Origin of the sequence: Citrobacter sp., from assembly GCF_050252275.1 — a bacterium.
Classification (GTDB): domain Bacteria; phylum Pseudomonadota; class Gammaproteobacteria; order Enterobacterales; family Enterobacteriaceae; genus Citrobacter_A; species Citrobacter_A amalonaticus.
The window spans coordinates 1-13,421 of the sequence record NZ_JBFWLF010000106.1; the positions used below are offsets into that span (position 1 = coordinate 1).

Annotated in this window: 15 protein-coding genes; 2 read left to right on the top strand and 13 right to left on the bottom strand. The window is 53.6% G+C overall.

Going from position 1 to position 13,421, the window contains the following annotated elements; translation table 11 throughout:
• Positions 1 to 76: 76 nt before the first annotated feature.
• The 12 genes from AB7E14_RS10990 to kbaZ all read right to left on the bottom strand — a co-directional run bounded on the left by AB7E14_RS10990 (position 77) and on the right by kbaZ (position 10,550).
• Positions 77 to 796, bottom strand: a complete 720-nt coding sequence (locus tag AB7E14_RS10990) for a galactosamine-6-phosphate isomerase (RefSeq protein WP_316962562.1) — start codon at positions 794 to 796, stop codon at positions 77 to 79.
• A gap of 53 nt (positions 797 to 849) precedes the next feature.
• Positions 850 to 1,641: a PTS galactosamine transporter subunit IID gene (gene agaD, locus AB7E14_RS10995; RefSeq protein WP_042998263.1), complete on the bottom strand. Its 792-nt coding sequence runs from the start codon at positions 1,639 to 1,641 to the stop codon at positions 850 to 852.
• On the bottom strand, positions 1,631 to 2,437 hold the full coding sequence (agaC, locus tag AB7E14_RS11000) for a PTS galactosamine transporter subunit IIC (protein WP_316962561.1): 807 nt from the start codon (positions 2,435 to 2,437) through the stop codon (positions 1,631 to 1,633). Before agaC ends, agaD begins: the two co-directional genes overlap by 11 nt.
• A 54-nt stretch (positions 2,438 to 2,491) precedes the next feature.
• On the bottom strand, positions 2,492 to 2,968 hold the full coding sequence (agaB, locus tag AB7E14_RS11005; protein ID WP_042998261.1) for a PTS galactosamine transporter subunit IIB: 477 nt from the start codon (positions 2,966 to 2,968) through the stop codon (positions 2,492 to 2,494).
• 188 nt (positions 2,969 to 3,156) lie between these two features.
• The gene (kbaY, locus tag AB7E14_RS11010) at positions 3,157 to 4,032 is read right to left on the bottom strand and encodes a tagatose-bisphosphate aldolase subunit KbaY (protein ID WP_044267500.1); all 876 of its coding nucleotides are present in this window, start codon (positions 4,030 to 4,032) and stop codon (positions 3,157 to 3,159) included.
• 12 nt (positions 4,033 to 4,044) lie between these two features.
• The gene (locus AB7E14_RS11015; RefSeq protein WP_316962560.1) at positions 4,045 to 5,199 is read right to left on the bottom strand and encodes an AgaS family sugar isomerase; all 1,155 of its coding nucleotides are present in this window, start codon (positions 5,197 to 5,199) and stop codon (positions 4,045 to 4,047) included.
• A 293-nt stretch (positions 5,200 to 5,492) separates the two neighbouring features.
• On the bottom strand, positions 5,493 to 6,626 hold the full coding sequence (gene nagA / locus AB7E14_RS11020) for an N-acetylglucosamine-6-phosphate deacetylase (RefSeq protein WP_200118726.1): 1,134 nt from the start codon (positions 6,624 to 6,626) through the stop codon (positions 5,493 to 5,495).
• Entirely contained in the window at positions 6,623 to 7,057 is a 435-nt protein-coding gene (agaF, locus tag AB7E14_RS11025; RefSeq protein ID WP_042325173.1) for a PTS galactosamine/N-acetylgalactosamine transporter subunit IIA, read from the bottom strand. The genes nagA and agaF overlap by 4 nt, the downstream gene beginning before the upstream one ends.
• A 16-nt stretch (positions 7,058 to 7,073) precedes the next feature.
• Complete coding sequence (agaE, locus tag AB7E14_RS11030) at positions 7,074 to 7,952, bottom strand: PTS N-acetylgalactosamine transporter subunit IID (protein WP_058587534.1); 879 nt, start codon at positions 7,950 to 7,952, stop codon at positions 7,074 to 7,076.
• Positions 7,942 to 8,721, bottom strand: a complete 780-nt coding sequence (agaW, locus tag AB7E14_RS11035; RefSeq protein ID WP_042998256.1) for a PTS N-acetylgalactosamine transporter subunit IIC — start codon at positions 8,719 to 8,721, stop codon at positions 7,942 to 7,944. The genes agaE and agaW overlap by 11 nt, the downstream gene beginning before the upstream one ends.
• 10 nt (positions 8,722 to 8,731) lie before the next feature.
• The gene (agaV, locus tag AB7E14_RS11040) at positions 8,732 to 9,205 is read right to left on the bottom strand and encodes a PTS N-acetylgalactosamine transporter subunit IIB (protein WP_181628094.1); all 474 of its coding nucleotides are present in this window, start codon (positions 9,203 to 9,205) and stop codon (positions 8,732 to 8,734) included.
• 19 nt (positions 9,206 to 9,224) lie between these two features.
• The gene (gene kbaZ, locus AB7E14_RS11045) at positions 9,225 to 10,550 is read right to left on the bottom strand and encodes a tagatose-bisphosphate aldolase subunit KbaZ (RefSeq protein WP_316962559.1); all 1,326 of its coding nucleotides are present in this window, start codon (positions 10,548 to 10,550) and stop codon (positions 9,225 to 9,227) included.
• Positions 10,551 to 10,771: 221 nt separating this feature from the next.
• Between kbaZ and AB7E14_RS11050 the strand changes: the two genes are divergently transcribed.
• Positions 10,772 to 11,587: a DeoR family transcriptional regulator gene (locus AB7E14_RS11050; RefSeq protein ID WP_125339396.1), complete on the top strand. Its 816-nt coding sequence runs from the start codon at positions 10,772 to 10,774 to the stop codon at positions 11,585 to 11,587.
• A gap of 310 nt (positions 11,588 to 11,897) precedes the next feature.
• Positions 11,898 to 12,668, top strand: coding sequence for a transcriptional repressor AgaR (gene agaR, locus AB7E14_RS11055; protein WP_042998253.1), 771 nt, complete (start codon positions 11,898 to 11,900; stop codon positions 12,666 to 12,668).
• 39 nt (positions 12,669 to 12,707) lie between these two features.
• Here agaR and AB7E14_RS11060 read toward each other — a convergent pair.
• Positions 12,708 to 13,421, bottom strand: a 714-nt coding sequence (locus AB7E14_RS11060; protein ID WP_428169520.1) for an ROK family protein, incomplete at its 5' end; no start/stop codon positions are given.

Consider the following 13,421-nt stretch of genomic DNA (forward strand, 5'->3'; position numbering starts at 1 on the left):
ATGTGTAAAATGATTTAACTTTATTATTCCCAGACAGGCAATAAACCTGTCTGGTGAAAAAACGTTAGAGGACGGGTTAGCCAAAATTTAAGCATGATTGATCAATCAGGCAGTGCATATTGTTATGTAGCCATAAAAACGATGCAGGAAGAGACGTTGTAATTGATTGAGTTAAAAATTGACGGCTCGCCAGTGATTTGCCTTCCCCGGCAATCAGCAGCAAAATTTCTTTTGCATTGAGGATCTCCTTCAGTCCCAGCGTGATACCGTGTGTCACCGGACGACCTGCCGTTTTCAGCATGTCGTGATGGCGCGTTTGGTCATCAAGCCTGCAAATATGGCAACACGGCTCCAGCGCGGTTCCCGGCTCGTTCAGCCCCAGATGACCATTTTTGCCGATACCCAGTACGCATAAATCAAGGCCACCCCGATGGGCAATCAAATCCGTCACGCGTTCGCACTCTTTCTCATCGATATTTTCCGACTGAAAGCCGATCAACTGTTCCGGGCGCAGGCCAAGCGGTTGCACGATGTGCTGTTGCAGGAACGATTCACAGGTACCCGGTGTGTGTAAGGGAATCCCCACCCATTCATCGAGCTTCACGAAGGTCACGTTTCGGATATCAACGTGATTCTGTTGTATTTTCTCGACAAAGAAACGATAGGTCAGTTCAGGTGTGGCACCGGTCGCCAGGCAAATCGTCGCGTCAGGTTTGTCCTGTATAACCTGAATCAACCGTTCGCTGGCGCGATCGCTGAGCGCATCGTAGTGGTCGCAGTACTGTATGCATTGCATTGGTCAGTCATCCTTTTGACGAGGGGCGCACGTACTGTCGCGCCCCGTTCAGTTTACAAAATGCCGAGTGCGGAAGAGACGATAGAAAGCACAAAGGTGACACCGATTAACAAGACCGGATGTGCTTTTTTCACCCGCAGCAGGTAGTACATCAGCAGCGTGTAGCCCATGGGTAAAATGTTCGGGAAGACCTTATCAAAGAAGTCCTTTTGTAGTGCCACATTGTGCGTGCTGTCGATGGCAAAAGAGGTCACGACATTAATATGGACGTAAGACGCGATCAGACCGCCAATCACCGTGATCCCGAGGATGGTCGCCGAGCGGGCGATCATCTGCGAGTTTTCCCTCACCTTATCAATGGCTTTTACCCCAACCGAATAGCCGACGTGAGTCCAGCCGACGCGCAGGAAAAAGATCATCAGATAAACGGCGAAGAACAGAATCGGCCCCAGCAAATTGCCCTGGCTGGCGAAAGAGGAGCAGATCCCCGCCATGATCGGCAGCAAAGTGAACCAGAAAATGGCATCACCAATCCCGGCAATAGGGCCAAACAGCGCCACTTTCAGGCCTTTAATGGTGTCGCGGTTTTCTCCTTTCTCTTCCATGGAGATAAGCAGCCCCATCAGAAAACCGACGAGGTTTGGGTGGGTATTGATAAATTCCAGATGATCTTTCATGGCCGCACTCAGGCCCGGCTTATCATCTTTATAGATTTTTTTCAGAATCGGCAGCATCGCCCAGGTAAAGCCGCCCGCCTGCATCCTTTCATAGTTAAAGCTCGCCTGCAGAAGCGAAGAGCGGAAGCCAAGACGGGTAATGTCTTTTTTACTGATTTCAGATCCCATTGCTGTAATCCTCTTCATCATCATTTCTATGGGCGGCAGGCTGGGGTTGCGCCTGCTGTTTAGCTTTGGCATTGAAAAACTCGTACACGGCGAAGCCCGCGCCGAGGACTGCGACCGGGAGAAGGTTGTTGACCTGGATGTAGCAGACAAAAAGGAAGCCGGCGATCAGATAAGGAATGTACTGTGCTTTGAACATCACGCGCAGCAGCAGACCAAAACCAACGGCAGGCAGAATACCGCCCGCGACTTCAAAACCATGAGTAAGCCAGGCGGGCATGGCTTTCACCAGCGCCTGCATGGCACCCTGCGCCAGATAGGTACACAGAAACGCGATAATCGCGTAAGAGCAGGCGACAATCAGCGTCGTTAGCCAGTTCAGACGGGAAAATGCGCGGGTGTTGGCTTCTTTTGCGCAGTTGTCGGCTCTGGACATAAACAGGGAAAAAGCGGAATAGAAGAACAGAATCACATATTGCATCAGCAGACTGAACGGCAGGCCAAGGCCGATGGCGGTTTTGGCATCCACGCCGGTAGACCAGGCGATCACCGTTGTCATCAATCCTGCCATGATGGGGTTTGGCGGTTGTACGCCGCCGGCGGGCGTCAAACCAGCAAAAGCCAGTTCGGTCAGACCGCCGGTGATCAAACCAATATGAATGTCGCCAAGAATGGCGCCAGTGAGCGTACAGACAATAATTGGTCTGAATAAAAACAAGGCTTCCAGCCAAAAATCGATTCCCAGAAAGAAGACTAGTGCCGCGAGGGATATCCCTTGTAAAAGCGTTATTTCATTCATTGTAAACACCTCATATAAATAAGTCCCTTTACTATGAAAACGTTGGCTTGTTATTTACTCCGGGATCGCTTCTTTTTGATCGCCAGGGACATCCTGAATAAAAATGTTTACGCCATGTTTCTTAATGAACTGCAGATCATTAAGGTCCTGCTCATTGACATAAACTTTACTGCTGATCTGCTTTTTGCCTTCTGAGAAGTGCATATTGCCGACGTTCACGTCGTTAAGCGTGATACCGCCTTCGAGCAGCTTTCTGACTGTTTGCGGGGTGCGGCAAATCAGGAAGATCTTCTGATGCGGCGCTGCTTTACCGATGACATTGATAGTTTTTTCTATAGAGAAGAAGCGGATACCGAAACCGTAGGTTTCTGCGGTGATGCTCATTAATTTCTGCTGAATCTCATCCTGAGCGACATCATCATCCACGACGACCAGCAGATTGGCACCGATCGTTGATGTCCAGGTGACACCCACCTGACCATGCACCAGTCGGTTATCAATACGCGTTAACAGGATATTTGGACTGCTCATACTTAAATCCTCACCATAAAATAATTGAATGACTGAACTTGTTGAAATATATTATTCTTACCGTATCGCATTCATTAATTAATTCAGCGTGATGTAATCTCGTTATTCTCCTCCGCTATTTGGTCAGAAAGCGCTACCTGATATTAATCAGATAGCGCTTTTGTGTAGTGATGATAAAGCCGACTCGCTTACGATAACTCGTGGTCGACTAAAAGTTTATTGGCCGATCCACAGACATTGATTTTACTTCTCACGACTTCTTTCATTGCATCCATACCGACGCGCATGTAGTAGCGCGGATCGTTGCCCTGTGGGTTGTCGGCAAACCACGCTTTCACGGCATCGGCAAAGGCAATTTTCAGTTCAGTGGCGACGTTAACCTTACAGACGCCCAGTTCTATCGTGCGGCGCACGTACTCGTCAGGCACATCGCTCGCGCCATGTAGCACCAGCGGAATATCCACCACTTCACGAATTTCAGCCAGACGCTGGAAATCGATTTTCGGCTTTTTGGTGTACAGGCCGTGCGCGGTACCGATGGCGACGGCAAGGCTGTCGACGCCGGTCAGCTCAACAAAGCGTTTGGCCTCCTGCGGATCGGTCAGAAAGGCGCTTTCTGCGTCCACGCTCATGTCATCTTCGACGCCACCCAGTCGCCCCAGCTCCGCTTCGACGCTGCAATCGCGGGCGTGGCAGAAATCCACCACCGATTTCACCAGCTTCACGTTTTCTTCAAACGGGAAATGGCTACCGTCGATCATGGCGCTGCGCACTCCGGCGTTCACTTTATGGCGAATGTCGTCCAGCGATTCATGATGATCGAGATGCAGCGCCAGCGGCATACCGTAGGTGGTCGAGTAGGCAGTGCACAGCGCGTAAAGCTCTTCCAGCGCGATATGTTTAAAGGTACCAGGCGTACCGGCGAGGATCACCGGTGATTGCATTTCGCTACACACTTCGAGGATCGCCTGGATCGTCTCGGCATTATGGATGTTGAAGGCCGGTACGGCGTAGCCTTTTGCCTGGGCATCCTGCAAGAGATACTTCGTGGAAATGATACTCATGATCGGATCCTCTTAAGCCTGCCACGGGTGAATAACGACGCCCTGCACCACACGGTTGACCGTACCGCTGCGTGAAGGGGTATCCGGCGTATTACCGACCGCAATGGACTGGGTGAGCGCAAAGACCTGGGCATACATCAGGTAGCAGAACGCCAGTTCGGTATCGATGAAATGACGCGCAGACGGCAGCAAAATGTGCGGGCCGGCTTCGATAATGGAATCGCTTTCGGCTGCAATGGCAACAACGCGCATGGCCTGATCATCGCGACGCAGCTCTGCCAGCAGATCGAGATCGTACTGCCGGGTGTAAGGGTGGCTGGAGATATACACCACGATTAGCGTTTCGTTATCCACCAGTGATTTCGGTCCATGACGGAAGCCGGTTGGAGAATCGTAAAATGCCGCCAGCTTACCGGCGGTCAGTTCCAGCACTTTCAGGGCCGATTCACGCGCGGCACCCTGCAATCCGCCGCTGCCGAGGTAGACGATCCGTTTCCAGCTTTCATTGCCAAACACGCCGTGGCTGAAATCACCCAATGAGGACAAGATCATCTGGCAGCGATCCGCGACGTCGCGGAAGGTCTGGCTGTTGATGAGTTTTGGTGCGAACACCGCCAGACAACTGGCCATCATGGTAGTAATACTGCTGGTCATCGCAAAACCGCGATCGTGTGTTTCTGCCGGCATCAGCAGAGCAAAAGCGTTATCGCTTGCCACCGCGTTCTGGTACAGGCTGCCCGCTTCATTGCAGGTGATCGAAAGGTGATAGCACTCAGGGACGAACTGGTTTGCCAGTTCCACTGCGGCGACGCTTTCCGGGCTGTTGCCGGAACGGGCAAACGAGACCAGCAGCAGCGGATGCGCCGGATTCAGATAATCCATCGGATTGGTGACCAGATCGGTGGTCGGTACGGCACTGATGTTTTGCCCCGTGTGGCTGGCAAGCCAGGGAGAGATGATCTCGCCAATGAATGCCGAGGTACCTGCCCCGGTCAGCACGATCCGCAGATCGTCTTTACGCAGTAGTGGCGCAAGAAAGTTGTCGATCGTGGTACGTATCGCGTCAATGTTCGTCAGCGATCGGATCCAACTGGCAGGCTGCTGGCGGATCTCTTCTTCAGTCCAGGTTCCGGTGGTTGCCGCTGCAGGGGTATAGGTTTCTGGCATAACGTAAGTCCTTAGTCTTGTGAATTCCACATCAGACGCTGGCAAAATGTCGCTATCTTTCGTTTCGTTTCACTTGTTCACATGATCGATTGATTAAAATCTATAGGAAAGAAATCGAAAGTTCAATGATGCGAAATGAAATAAAACGAAAAGTGTGATCGATTGTACGGAGAGCATTTTTATCTTATTGATCTGTAATAATTATCTCTGAAGGTTCTGAGGTGAGGGTTTTCTTAAGCGAAAGGAAAAGAAAGGCCTTACGATTCATGATCGAAGGCCAGGGAGAAAAAGGGTCAAAGGGGGAGGCGCTGACCCTGAATCCAGATCTGTTGTAAATGCAGTCCGCCATTGAGAGCGATCATGTTGGCACGTTTGCCCACGGCTAACGATCCTAAGTGGCTGTCGATCCCCAGCAGTCGCGCCGGATGGAGCGAGGCCATATGGATCGCCTCCTCAGGGGCGATTCCTGTCAGTTCAACCATATTGCGCACTGCCGCATCGACCGACAGCGTACTGCCTGCCAGGCTACCCGATGCGGTTCGCACGATTCCGCCATGCATGTCGACCTTTTCACCGCACAGCGTGTAGTTTCCGTCGGGCATACCGGCGGCCTGCATCGCATCGGTGATCAGCACCAGCCTCTCTTTGGCACAGCAGCAACAGAGCTTCATGGCGGCCGGATGGACGTGGTGCCCGTCGGCGATGAGCTCCAGCCACGCGCGTGGATCGGTGAGTCCTGCGCCAACCATTCCTGGTTCACGGTGATGGAGTCCGGTCATACCGTTGTAGCAGTGCACAAGTCCACTCGCGCCTGCGTCAAAGGCGGCCTGGGTTTGCGCCCAACTTGCCGCGCTATGCCCCAGCATCACCCGTATACCCTGCTGCCTGAGATGGTGAATCGCCTGCAAGGCGCCCGTTTTTTCCGGTGCCAGCGCCACCACCCGAAGGGTCTGTCGTGAAATGGCGACCAGTTCATCAAGTTCCGTGAGGTCCAGCTCGCGAAACAGCTCCGGGGGATGGGCACCTTTATTCTGCGGCGTGAAGTAGGGCCCTTCCAGATAACTTCCGAGCACCTGGGCGCCAGGCCCGCCGGAATAACAGCGTTGAGCGATACGCTCCAGCGCGCGGTGAATCGTCTTCAGCGGCGCGGTGACGGTGGTGGGGAGCCAACTGGCAACGCCTTCACGCGCTTTGTGCATCGCCAGCTTTTCGAGTGCGTCCGGTTCATCGTCCATCACATCGACCCCCGCGCCACCGTGGACGTGGGTGTCGATATAGGCGGGACACAGTAGCTCGGCGTCGCGCACGGTGATGCCCGCAGCAATCGGCTCGATGGCCGTGATGATGCCTTCTTCAACGCGCAACTGATGATCGTCCAGCCAGCCCTGCTCGGTGAGCAGGCGTCTGGCACGCAAAACCTGCGTCATATTCCTTCCTCGATGGGGTGCTCCTCGCGACAACGCCCCAGCTCATCGACCAGGCTGGTCAGGCCGCGATGCCCGCACTCCAGCGCCTGCACACGAAATGCTTCGCTGCTGAGTCCTTCGCGATCCAACACCATCTCCAGCAGCAATTGCAGGTTGGTGCCAGTGATCACTTCCCGGCCTGGTTTCAGCATCGCCAGCGTAGAGGCGACGCGAAACGGAGTGCCGCCAAGCAGGTCGGTCAGGAAAACGATATCTTCTTCGCCGTCCAGTTGTTCAATCGCCTGCTCAAGCTGCGAGGTGAGCAGCGCAGTGGTGGAGGTTTCCGGAAAGTCGATGGCGATAAACTGCGACTGCTCGCCGAGGATCTGTTTCATCGCTTTTTCCATACCGCTGGCAAACCCACCGTGCCCCGTCAAAATAATACCTAACATCGAAGACCTCTTTGCTTTACAGGAAGTGACAGAACTTGCCGACGACGCCCAGTACCACGGTGATACCGATGAGGCGCAGCGGACTCCAGCCGCGACGGACTAACCAGAACATCGTCAGGGTATAGACCAGCGGTAAAAAAGCGGGCATCAGTTTGTCGATCACGTCTGCCTGAAGCTTAACGACCGCATCACCCGCCTTGATTTCGAGCGTGGTATTCAGACGCACATAGGTCGCCACGAGTGCGCCAATGACCGTCATCCCGACGATAGATGCCGCGTGGCCCACTTTCTTCGTATTGGCCTTGATGAGCGGAATGGCGGCGACCCCCATACGATAAGCATAGTGCGCCAGGCCAAAACGCAGACCCAGATGCACCACGTTAAATAACACAATAAAGACCACTGCGCCGAGGATGGAACCTTGCAAGGCCAGACTGGCCCCAATGCCGCCGCAAATAGGCAACAGCGTCAGCCAGAACATCGCATCGCCAATCCCGCCAAGCGGCGCGCCAACGGCAATTTTGGTGCTCTGAATGCTGTTAACGTCCTGTTTTGAGCGCTCCATCGCCAGAATGATGCCAATGACAAACGTCACCAGGAAGGGGTGGGTATTGAAGAAACCCATGTGGCCTTTCATGGCGCGCGCCAGATCGCGTTTATTGGTGTGGATCTTTTTCAGCGCAGGCAGCAGCCCGTACAGCCACCCGGAAGCCTGCATACGTTCGTAGTTAAACGACGCCTGCAACAGCATGGAACGCCAGGCCACCCGGTTGATATCTTTTTTGGTCAGCTCTGCACCAATTCTCTGATCTTCATAGATGTTTTCGTTTACGCCGGAAAGTAGCGTTTCGTCGCTGTCGGAAACAGTCGGAAGCGTTTGTTGATTAGATGCCATCTTCGAATTCCTCTTTCTGGGCCGCAGATTGCGTCGGTTCTGGAGATTTACGCAGCAGGTCGATCAGCGCCATGGCCAGTGCCGCAGCGGCGATCGCCAGTACCGGCAGTTTGAGCCAGGCGGCTCCCACGAAGCCGATGATAAAGTAAGGGATATAGACGTTTTTCATCATGATTTTCAGCAGTACGGCAAAGCCGATGGCTGGCATGATGCCGCCTGCGACGCCGAGACCGTCAATCAGCCGTTCCGGCAGAACATCAATGGCCGTTTTCGCGTGCTCTGCACCGAAGTAAATCGGCAGAAACGCACACAGAAAATAGAAAATCCCCAGTGCCAGTAACGCCAGATAGTTGACCCGTTCAATACCTGCGGTGTCGGCATTCGCCGCCATGCGATCGCAGCGGGACATCACCCCGGACATCACGGAGAACAGAAACGTAATCCCCATCTGCACCGCCACGGCAAACGGCACGGCGACGCCCACGGCGACATCCGGTTTCACCCCAGTTGTAATGGCGAACGTCGTACCCACGATAGTGCCGATAATGACGTTTGGCGGTTGCGCGCCTGCCAGTGGTGCGAGTCCCATCCACACCAGTTCCAGCGTACCGCCGGTTAAAATACCGGTATGCAGATCGCCCAGAATCAGGCCGACCAGCGGCCCAAGCACCACCGGGCGGTGCATGTGTGTTAATCCGTTGAACATATCCAGGCCGGCAATAAAGGCGAGGATACCTAATGCAAAAGCCTGTAACAGACTAATTTCCATGGTGAAGGCCTCAGATGAGTTTAAAGAGATCCTGCGCAGGTTCTGTCGGAACGCCCTGAACAAAGCATTCCACCCCGGCAGCTTTCAGGCCGTTAAACGCCGCAATATCGGTCGAGTCGACAGAGACCGTTTTGGCAATCTGCTGTTTGCCATTGGCGTAGTGCATATTGCCAACGTTGATGCGTGTCACAGGCACCCCACCTTCGACCAGCCTGAGGAAATCAGCGGGGGACTTGCAGACCAGCAAAATTTTCTGTCGGTCGGCGGCGCGGTGAATGTTGTCGATCACTTTTTGCAGCGACCAGAAACGCACGGCGATCCCTTCTGCCAGCACCATCTCCATCAGGTTCTGTTGCACAGTGTCTTCCGCCACCTCATCGTTGGCGACCAGGACCAGATTCGCCCCCGCAAACCCGACCCACTGCACCCCGACCTGGCCATGAATAAGCCTTTCGTCGATACGGCTGAGTACAATATTTGGCATAGCGTGTTCCTCTTTTTTGTTATCCGTTTTGGGACGTTACGCCCTGGCAGGCGGCATGGTACTGCTGCAGTATGTCCTGAATATGGTTGATGATGAGTTCTCGCGGTGTGGCATTGAGATCTCCCTCGCGCACTTTCACGTACTGTAACGGCAGATACTGGCTAATGAGCGGCAGGGGAATCGGCTCATCCGCCAGATTGCGCACCAGTCGTTCAAACGCCTCATCAATCTGGCTGTCTGGCCAGTAGTAACGAACACGATCGGAATAGCTGTAGCCCCGCGCCAGACGGCGGGTATTGCCATCGCCGTGGTAGTGGCTCTGCCAGTATTCCGGACGATCGAGCATGACGCTTTCAAGGACATGACGCAGGTCGGAACAGGCTTTTGCCGGGAGTAACTCTTCCTCAATGGCGGCCAGCGAGAACAGCGCTTCGCGCAGGGCGAAGGTCAGGGCCGGGCCGACTTTCAGGATGGCAAAGTGATCTTTCACTAACTGGCGCAGCGACTGTGGCGTCTGGTAGTCCGTGGAGTGCGCCTCAAAAACCAGCGTGTCATACGCTTCCACCATCTTGCTTAACGCGACGGCTTTTTGTGGCTGATAATCAATGATGTGGGTATGGTCGAACTCAACGCCGGGTTGTACCACCAGCGCGATGATACGGGGCCAGATGGCATTGAGTCCCTGCTTTTCAAAGGCGTGACGATGGGCTTCCAGTGTCGCTCGTGCGGCCTCAGGCGTGGTGACAGCCAGTTCGGTGAGCGTCTCATGGGCTCCGCCCGGTACCGGCACTTCAGTGCCAATCACATAAACCAGATCAGAGTCGCCAAAATGAGCAATGCAGGTCTCTTCGGCAATCTTCGCCAGACGCGCGGCACGTTCCGCGACGATGGCATCGGTCAATGGCACGGGATCGCCCTGGCAGGACATGCTGCAATCAAGGTGGATTTTTTTGAATCCGGCGGCGACATAGCTTCTGATCAGTTCGTCGGCATTGGTCATTGCCGGTTCTGCGGCCAGGTTTTGCCAACGGTTAGGGCCGAGGTGGTCGCCCCCCAGAATCAGTTGCTCCTGAGGGAAATTAAGTGAGTCGGCCAATTGGCAGACAAAATGGCGAAAATCGGCTGGGGTCATGCCCGTGTAACCGCCAAACTGGTCAACCTGATTTGAGGTTGCTTCAATCAGCAGCGGCGAGTGATTTGCCTGTGCGTAACGTATTGCGGATTCCAGCACCAACGGATGCGCGGAACAAACGGCGTAAATTCCGTTTGCCTTACCGCGTTTATGCTGTTCCACCATATCAGTCAGATGTTTCACTTTCCTCTCCAGGTCAGATAACTGCGACATTCGATCTTTCGTTTTGTTTCACTTGATACTGCATCATGGTCTTATAAAAATAAAACGAAAGATAATAGTTTTCCGATCTGTTTCACAAAAGAAACATAATGAAAGCATTCAGCGGGGTTTTTCGCCCCTCAGGTCGACTTTTTTCGGCTTGCATTCCGATAAAAGAAAGGCGTTAATAGGCGAAACGAAATGAAACGAAAGAATTAGCCAAAGGATTTCTTATGAGCAATACCGATGCTTCTGGAGACAAGCGGGTGTCAGGCACCAGCGAAAGGCGTGAGCAAATTATCCAGCGGTTGCGGCAGCAAGGAAGCGTACAGGTGAACGATCTTTCGGGATTGTTTGGCGTTTCCACGGTGACGATCCGCAACGATCTGGCGTTCCTGGAAAAGCAGGGGATCGCCGTTCGCGCCTATGGCGGCGCATTGATTTGCGACAGTAATACGCCAGGTGCGGAGCCTTCCGTCGAAGATAAAAGCTCACTGAACACGGCAGTGAAACGCAGTATCGCCAAAGCGGCCGTGGAGTTGATCAAACCGGGTCACCGCGTGATCCTGGACTCCGGTACCACGACCTATGAGATTGCGCGCCTGATGCGTCAGCATAGCGATGTGATTGCAATGACCAACGGGATGAACGTCGCCAATGCCTTACTGGAAGCAGACGGCGTGGAATTGTTAATGACCGGTGGTCATCTGCGTCGTCAGTCGCAGTCGTTTTATGGCGACCAGGCCGAGCAGTCGTTGCAGAATTATCACTTCGATATGCTGTTTCTGGGCGTCGACGCCATTGATTTAGAGCGAGGCGTCAGTACTCATAACGAAGACGAAGCCCGGCTAAATCGCCGGATGTGTGAAGTGGCGGAACGGATTATCGTGGTCACTGACTCCAGTAAATTTAACCGCTCGAGCCTGCATAAAATTATTGATACCCAGCGTATTCACACCATCATCGTCGATGAAGGCATCCCGGAAGAGAGCCTGAAGGAGTTTCATCGCAATGGCGTTGAGGTCATTATCGTCCAGGCGGCGTCGTGAAAATCACAAAAATGTGATGTCCTTCAATTAAGCAAAAAGAAAAATGTCAGCGGGTTTTTGCCGAACCCGCTTTCGTTTTTTCACTGATTTTTCGTCTCCTTCTCCCGCTCACCTGTCCTGCACGCTTTTCGATCTTTCGCATTTTTCATTTTCGGTTTAGATAAAACGAAAGAAAAACAGGCTTTTTTGCCAAAATCCGCGCTGCGGACGCGTTCACAAATTCGCCTTAAGTCTTCTGATTTAATATATTAAAAAGAAAACGAAAGCGATAAATCGCTAAAACATAACAATATGCAATGGAGCAAAAGCAATGCTGGATAACTTAAGACGTCGCGAGCAAATCATCGATCTGTTATGCGATCAAGGTAGTGTTCGTGTCGAACCCCTGAGCGTGCATTTCGGCGTCTCAAGCGTCACTATCCGCAATGACTTACGTTATCTCGAGCAGAAAGGCTGCGTCATGCGTTCTTATGGCGGCGCTGTATTAAATCAACACTTTGCCCTCGATCGCCCCTTACAGGATAAAGACCGGCTGAACCGCGATGTGAAATCGCGGATTGCCGAAAAAGCGGCCAGTTTTGTCAAAGATGGCGACACGTTGATTCTCGATTCTGGCTCGACCACCACGCTTATTCCTCCGTTGCTTAAAAGTCGTCGCGATCTGGTGGTGATGACCAATGCGCTGAACATTGCCTGGGAACTCGCCAATTTTGAACGGGTGGATGTCATGATATTAGGGGGAAATGTCAGGCAAAGCGTTTACTCGCTGTATGGTCCTTCAGCGGAACATCAGCTCAGACAGTATCGGTTTGATAAGCTCTTTTTGGGCGTTGATGGATTTTGTCTGGAAGCCGGGATCACCACGCCGCATCCAGGGGAAGCGCACCTTAACCAGGTGATGTGTCAGGTGGCGCAGGAGGTTACGGTCGTCGCGGATTCCAGCAAGTTTGGCCGCAAAAGTTTTTGCATGATCAGTGAAATCAGCGGTATTGACCGGGTGATTACCGACAGTGGTATTCCGGAGCATTATCATCAGGCGCTCAGCCAGATGGGGGTGGATGTCGTTATCGTGGATGAATAAGAGAGAACGCCGGCAAAAGCGCATTTTGCCGGCGATCGCTTAGTGCATCAGTGCATCCTGTTCGACCAGCAGCAGGGCGGCACCGCGTACACCGCTGGATGCGCCATGCACGGCCGGGAAGACATTCGCGGGGGCGAGCCCCGGGAAGAGATAGCGCGACATGGCGCCGGGCAGTAAGGTGTAAATTTCCTCAATGTTAGAGACGCCGCCGCCCAGAACAAAGGCGTCGACATCCAGAATGAGCTGCAACTGCGCCAGCGTACAGCCCAGCATATCAATCCACGCCTCAACCGTGGCGACGGCGCTGGCGTTGCCATGACGGTACTTTTCCAGCAGCGTCTCCATTTTGAGCTGTTCCCCGCTAAAGTGCTTATGCAGCCAGAGTAAACCGGGGCCGGACTGGTAGCGCTCCAGACAGCCCTGTAAGCCGCAGCCGCACGTGATCTCCGGCAGGTTATAACGGCGCATAAAGGTGGCGGGTAGCGGTAAATGCCCAAACTCGCTGGCCATCCGGTTGCGTCCACGATAGAGCTGCCCGTCGATCACCAGTCCTCCGCCCATGCCGGTGCCAATAATGGCGCCAAAGATTCGCGAGAACTGACGGGCCTGCTGGGTATGCGCCTCTGACAGCGCGAAGCAGCAGCAGTCATTGTCCAGGGCCACCGAGCGGTTGAGTCGGTGCGCCAGATCGTCCATCACCTGCCGTCCGGTCAGACAGGGGACGTTCGACGACAGCAGCTTTCCGGTATGTCT

Bases quoted from the DNA above. Each gene is read 5' to 3' on its own strand.
- AB7E14_RS10990 (WP_316962562.1), bottom strand. From the start codon at position 796: ATGCAATGCATACAGTACTGCGACCACTACGATGCGCTCAGCGATCGC.
- agaD (WP_042998263.1), bottom strand. From the start codon at position 1,641: ATGGGATCTGAAATCAGTAAAAAAGACATTACCCGTCTTGGCTTCCGC.
- agaC (WP_316962561.1), bottom strand. From the start codon at position 2,437: ATGAATGAAATAACGCTTTTACAAGGGATATCCCTCGCGGCACTAGTC.
- agaB (WP_042998261.1), bottom strand. From the start codon at position 2,968: ATGAGCAGTCCAAATATCCTGTTAACGCGTATTGATAACCGACTGGTG.
- kbaY (WP_044267500.1), bottom strand. From the start codon at position 4,032: ATGAGTATCATTTCCACGAAGTATCTCTTGCAGGATGCCCAGGCAAAA.
- AB7E14_RS11015 (WP_316962560.1), bottom strand. From the start codon at position 5,199: ATGCCAGAAACCTATACCCCTGCAGCGGCAACCACCGGAACCTGGACT.
- nagA (WP_200118726.1), bottom strand. From the start codon at position 6,626: ATGACGCAGGTTTTGCGTGCCAGACGCCTGCTCACCGAGCAGGGCTGG.
- agaF (WP_042325173.1), bottom strand. From the start codon at position 7,057: ATGTTAGGTATTATTTTGACGGGGCACGGTGGGTTTGCCAGCGGTATG.
- agaE (WP_058587534.1), bottom strand. From the start codon at position 7,952: ATGGCATCTAATCAACAAACGCTTCCGACTGTTTCCGACAGCGACGAA.
- agaW (WP_042998256.1), bottom strand. From the start codon at position 8,721: ATGGAAATTAGTCTGTTACAGGCTTTTGCATTAGGTATCCTCGCCTTT.
- agaV (WP_181628094.1), bottom strand. From the start codon at position 9,205: ATGCCAAATATTGTACTCAGCCGTATCGACGAAAGGCTTATTCATGGC.
- kbaZ (WP_316962559.1), bottom strand. From the start codon at position 10,550: ATGTCGCAGTTATCTGACCTGGAGAGGAAAGTGAAACATCTGACTGAT.
- AB7E14_RS11050 (WP_125339396.1), top strand. From the start codon at position 10,772: ATGAGCAATACCGATGCTTCTGGAGACAAGCGGGTGTCAGGCACCAGC.
- agaR (WP_042998253.1), top strand. From the start codon at position 11,898: ATGCTGGATAACTTAAGACGTCGCGAGCAAATCATCGATCTGTTATGC.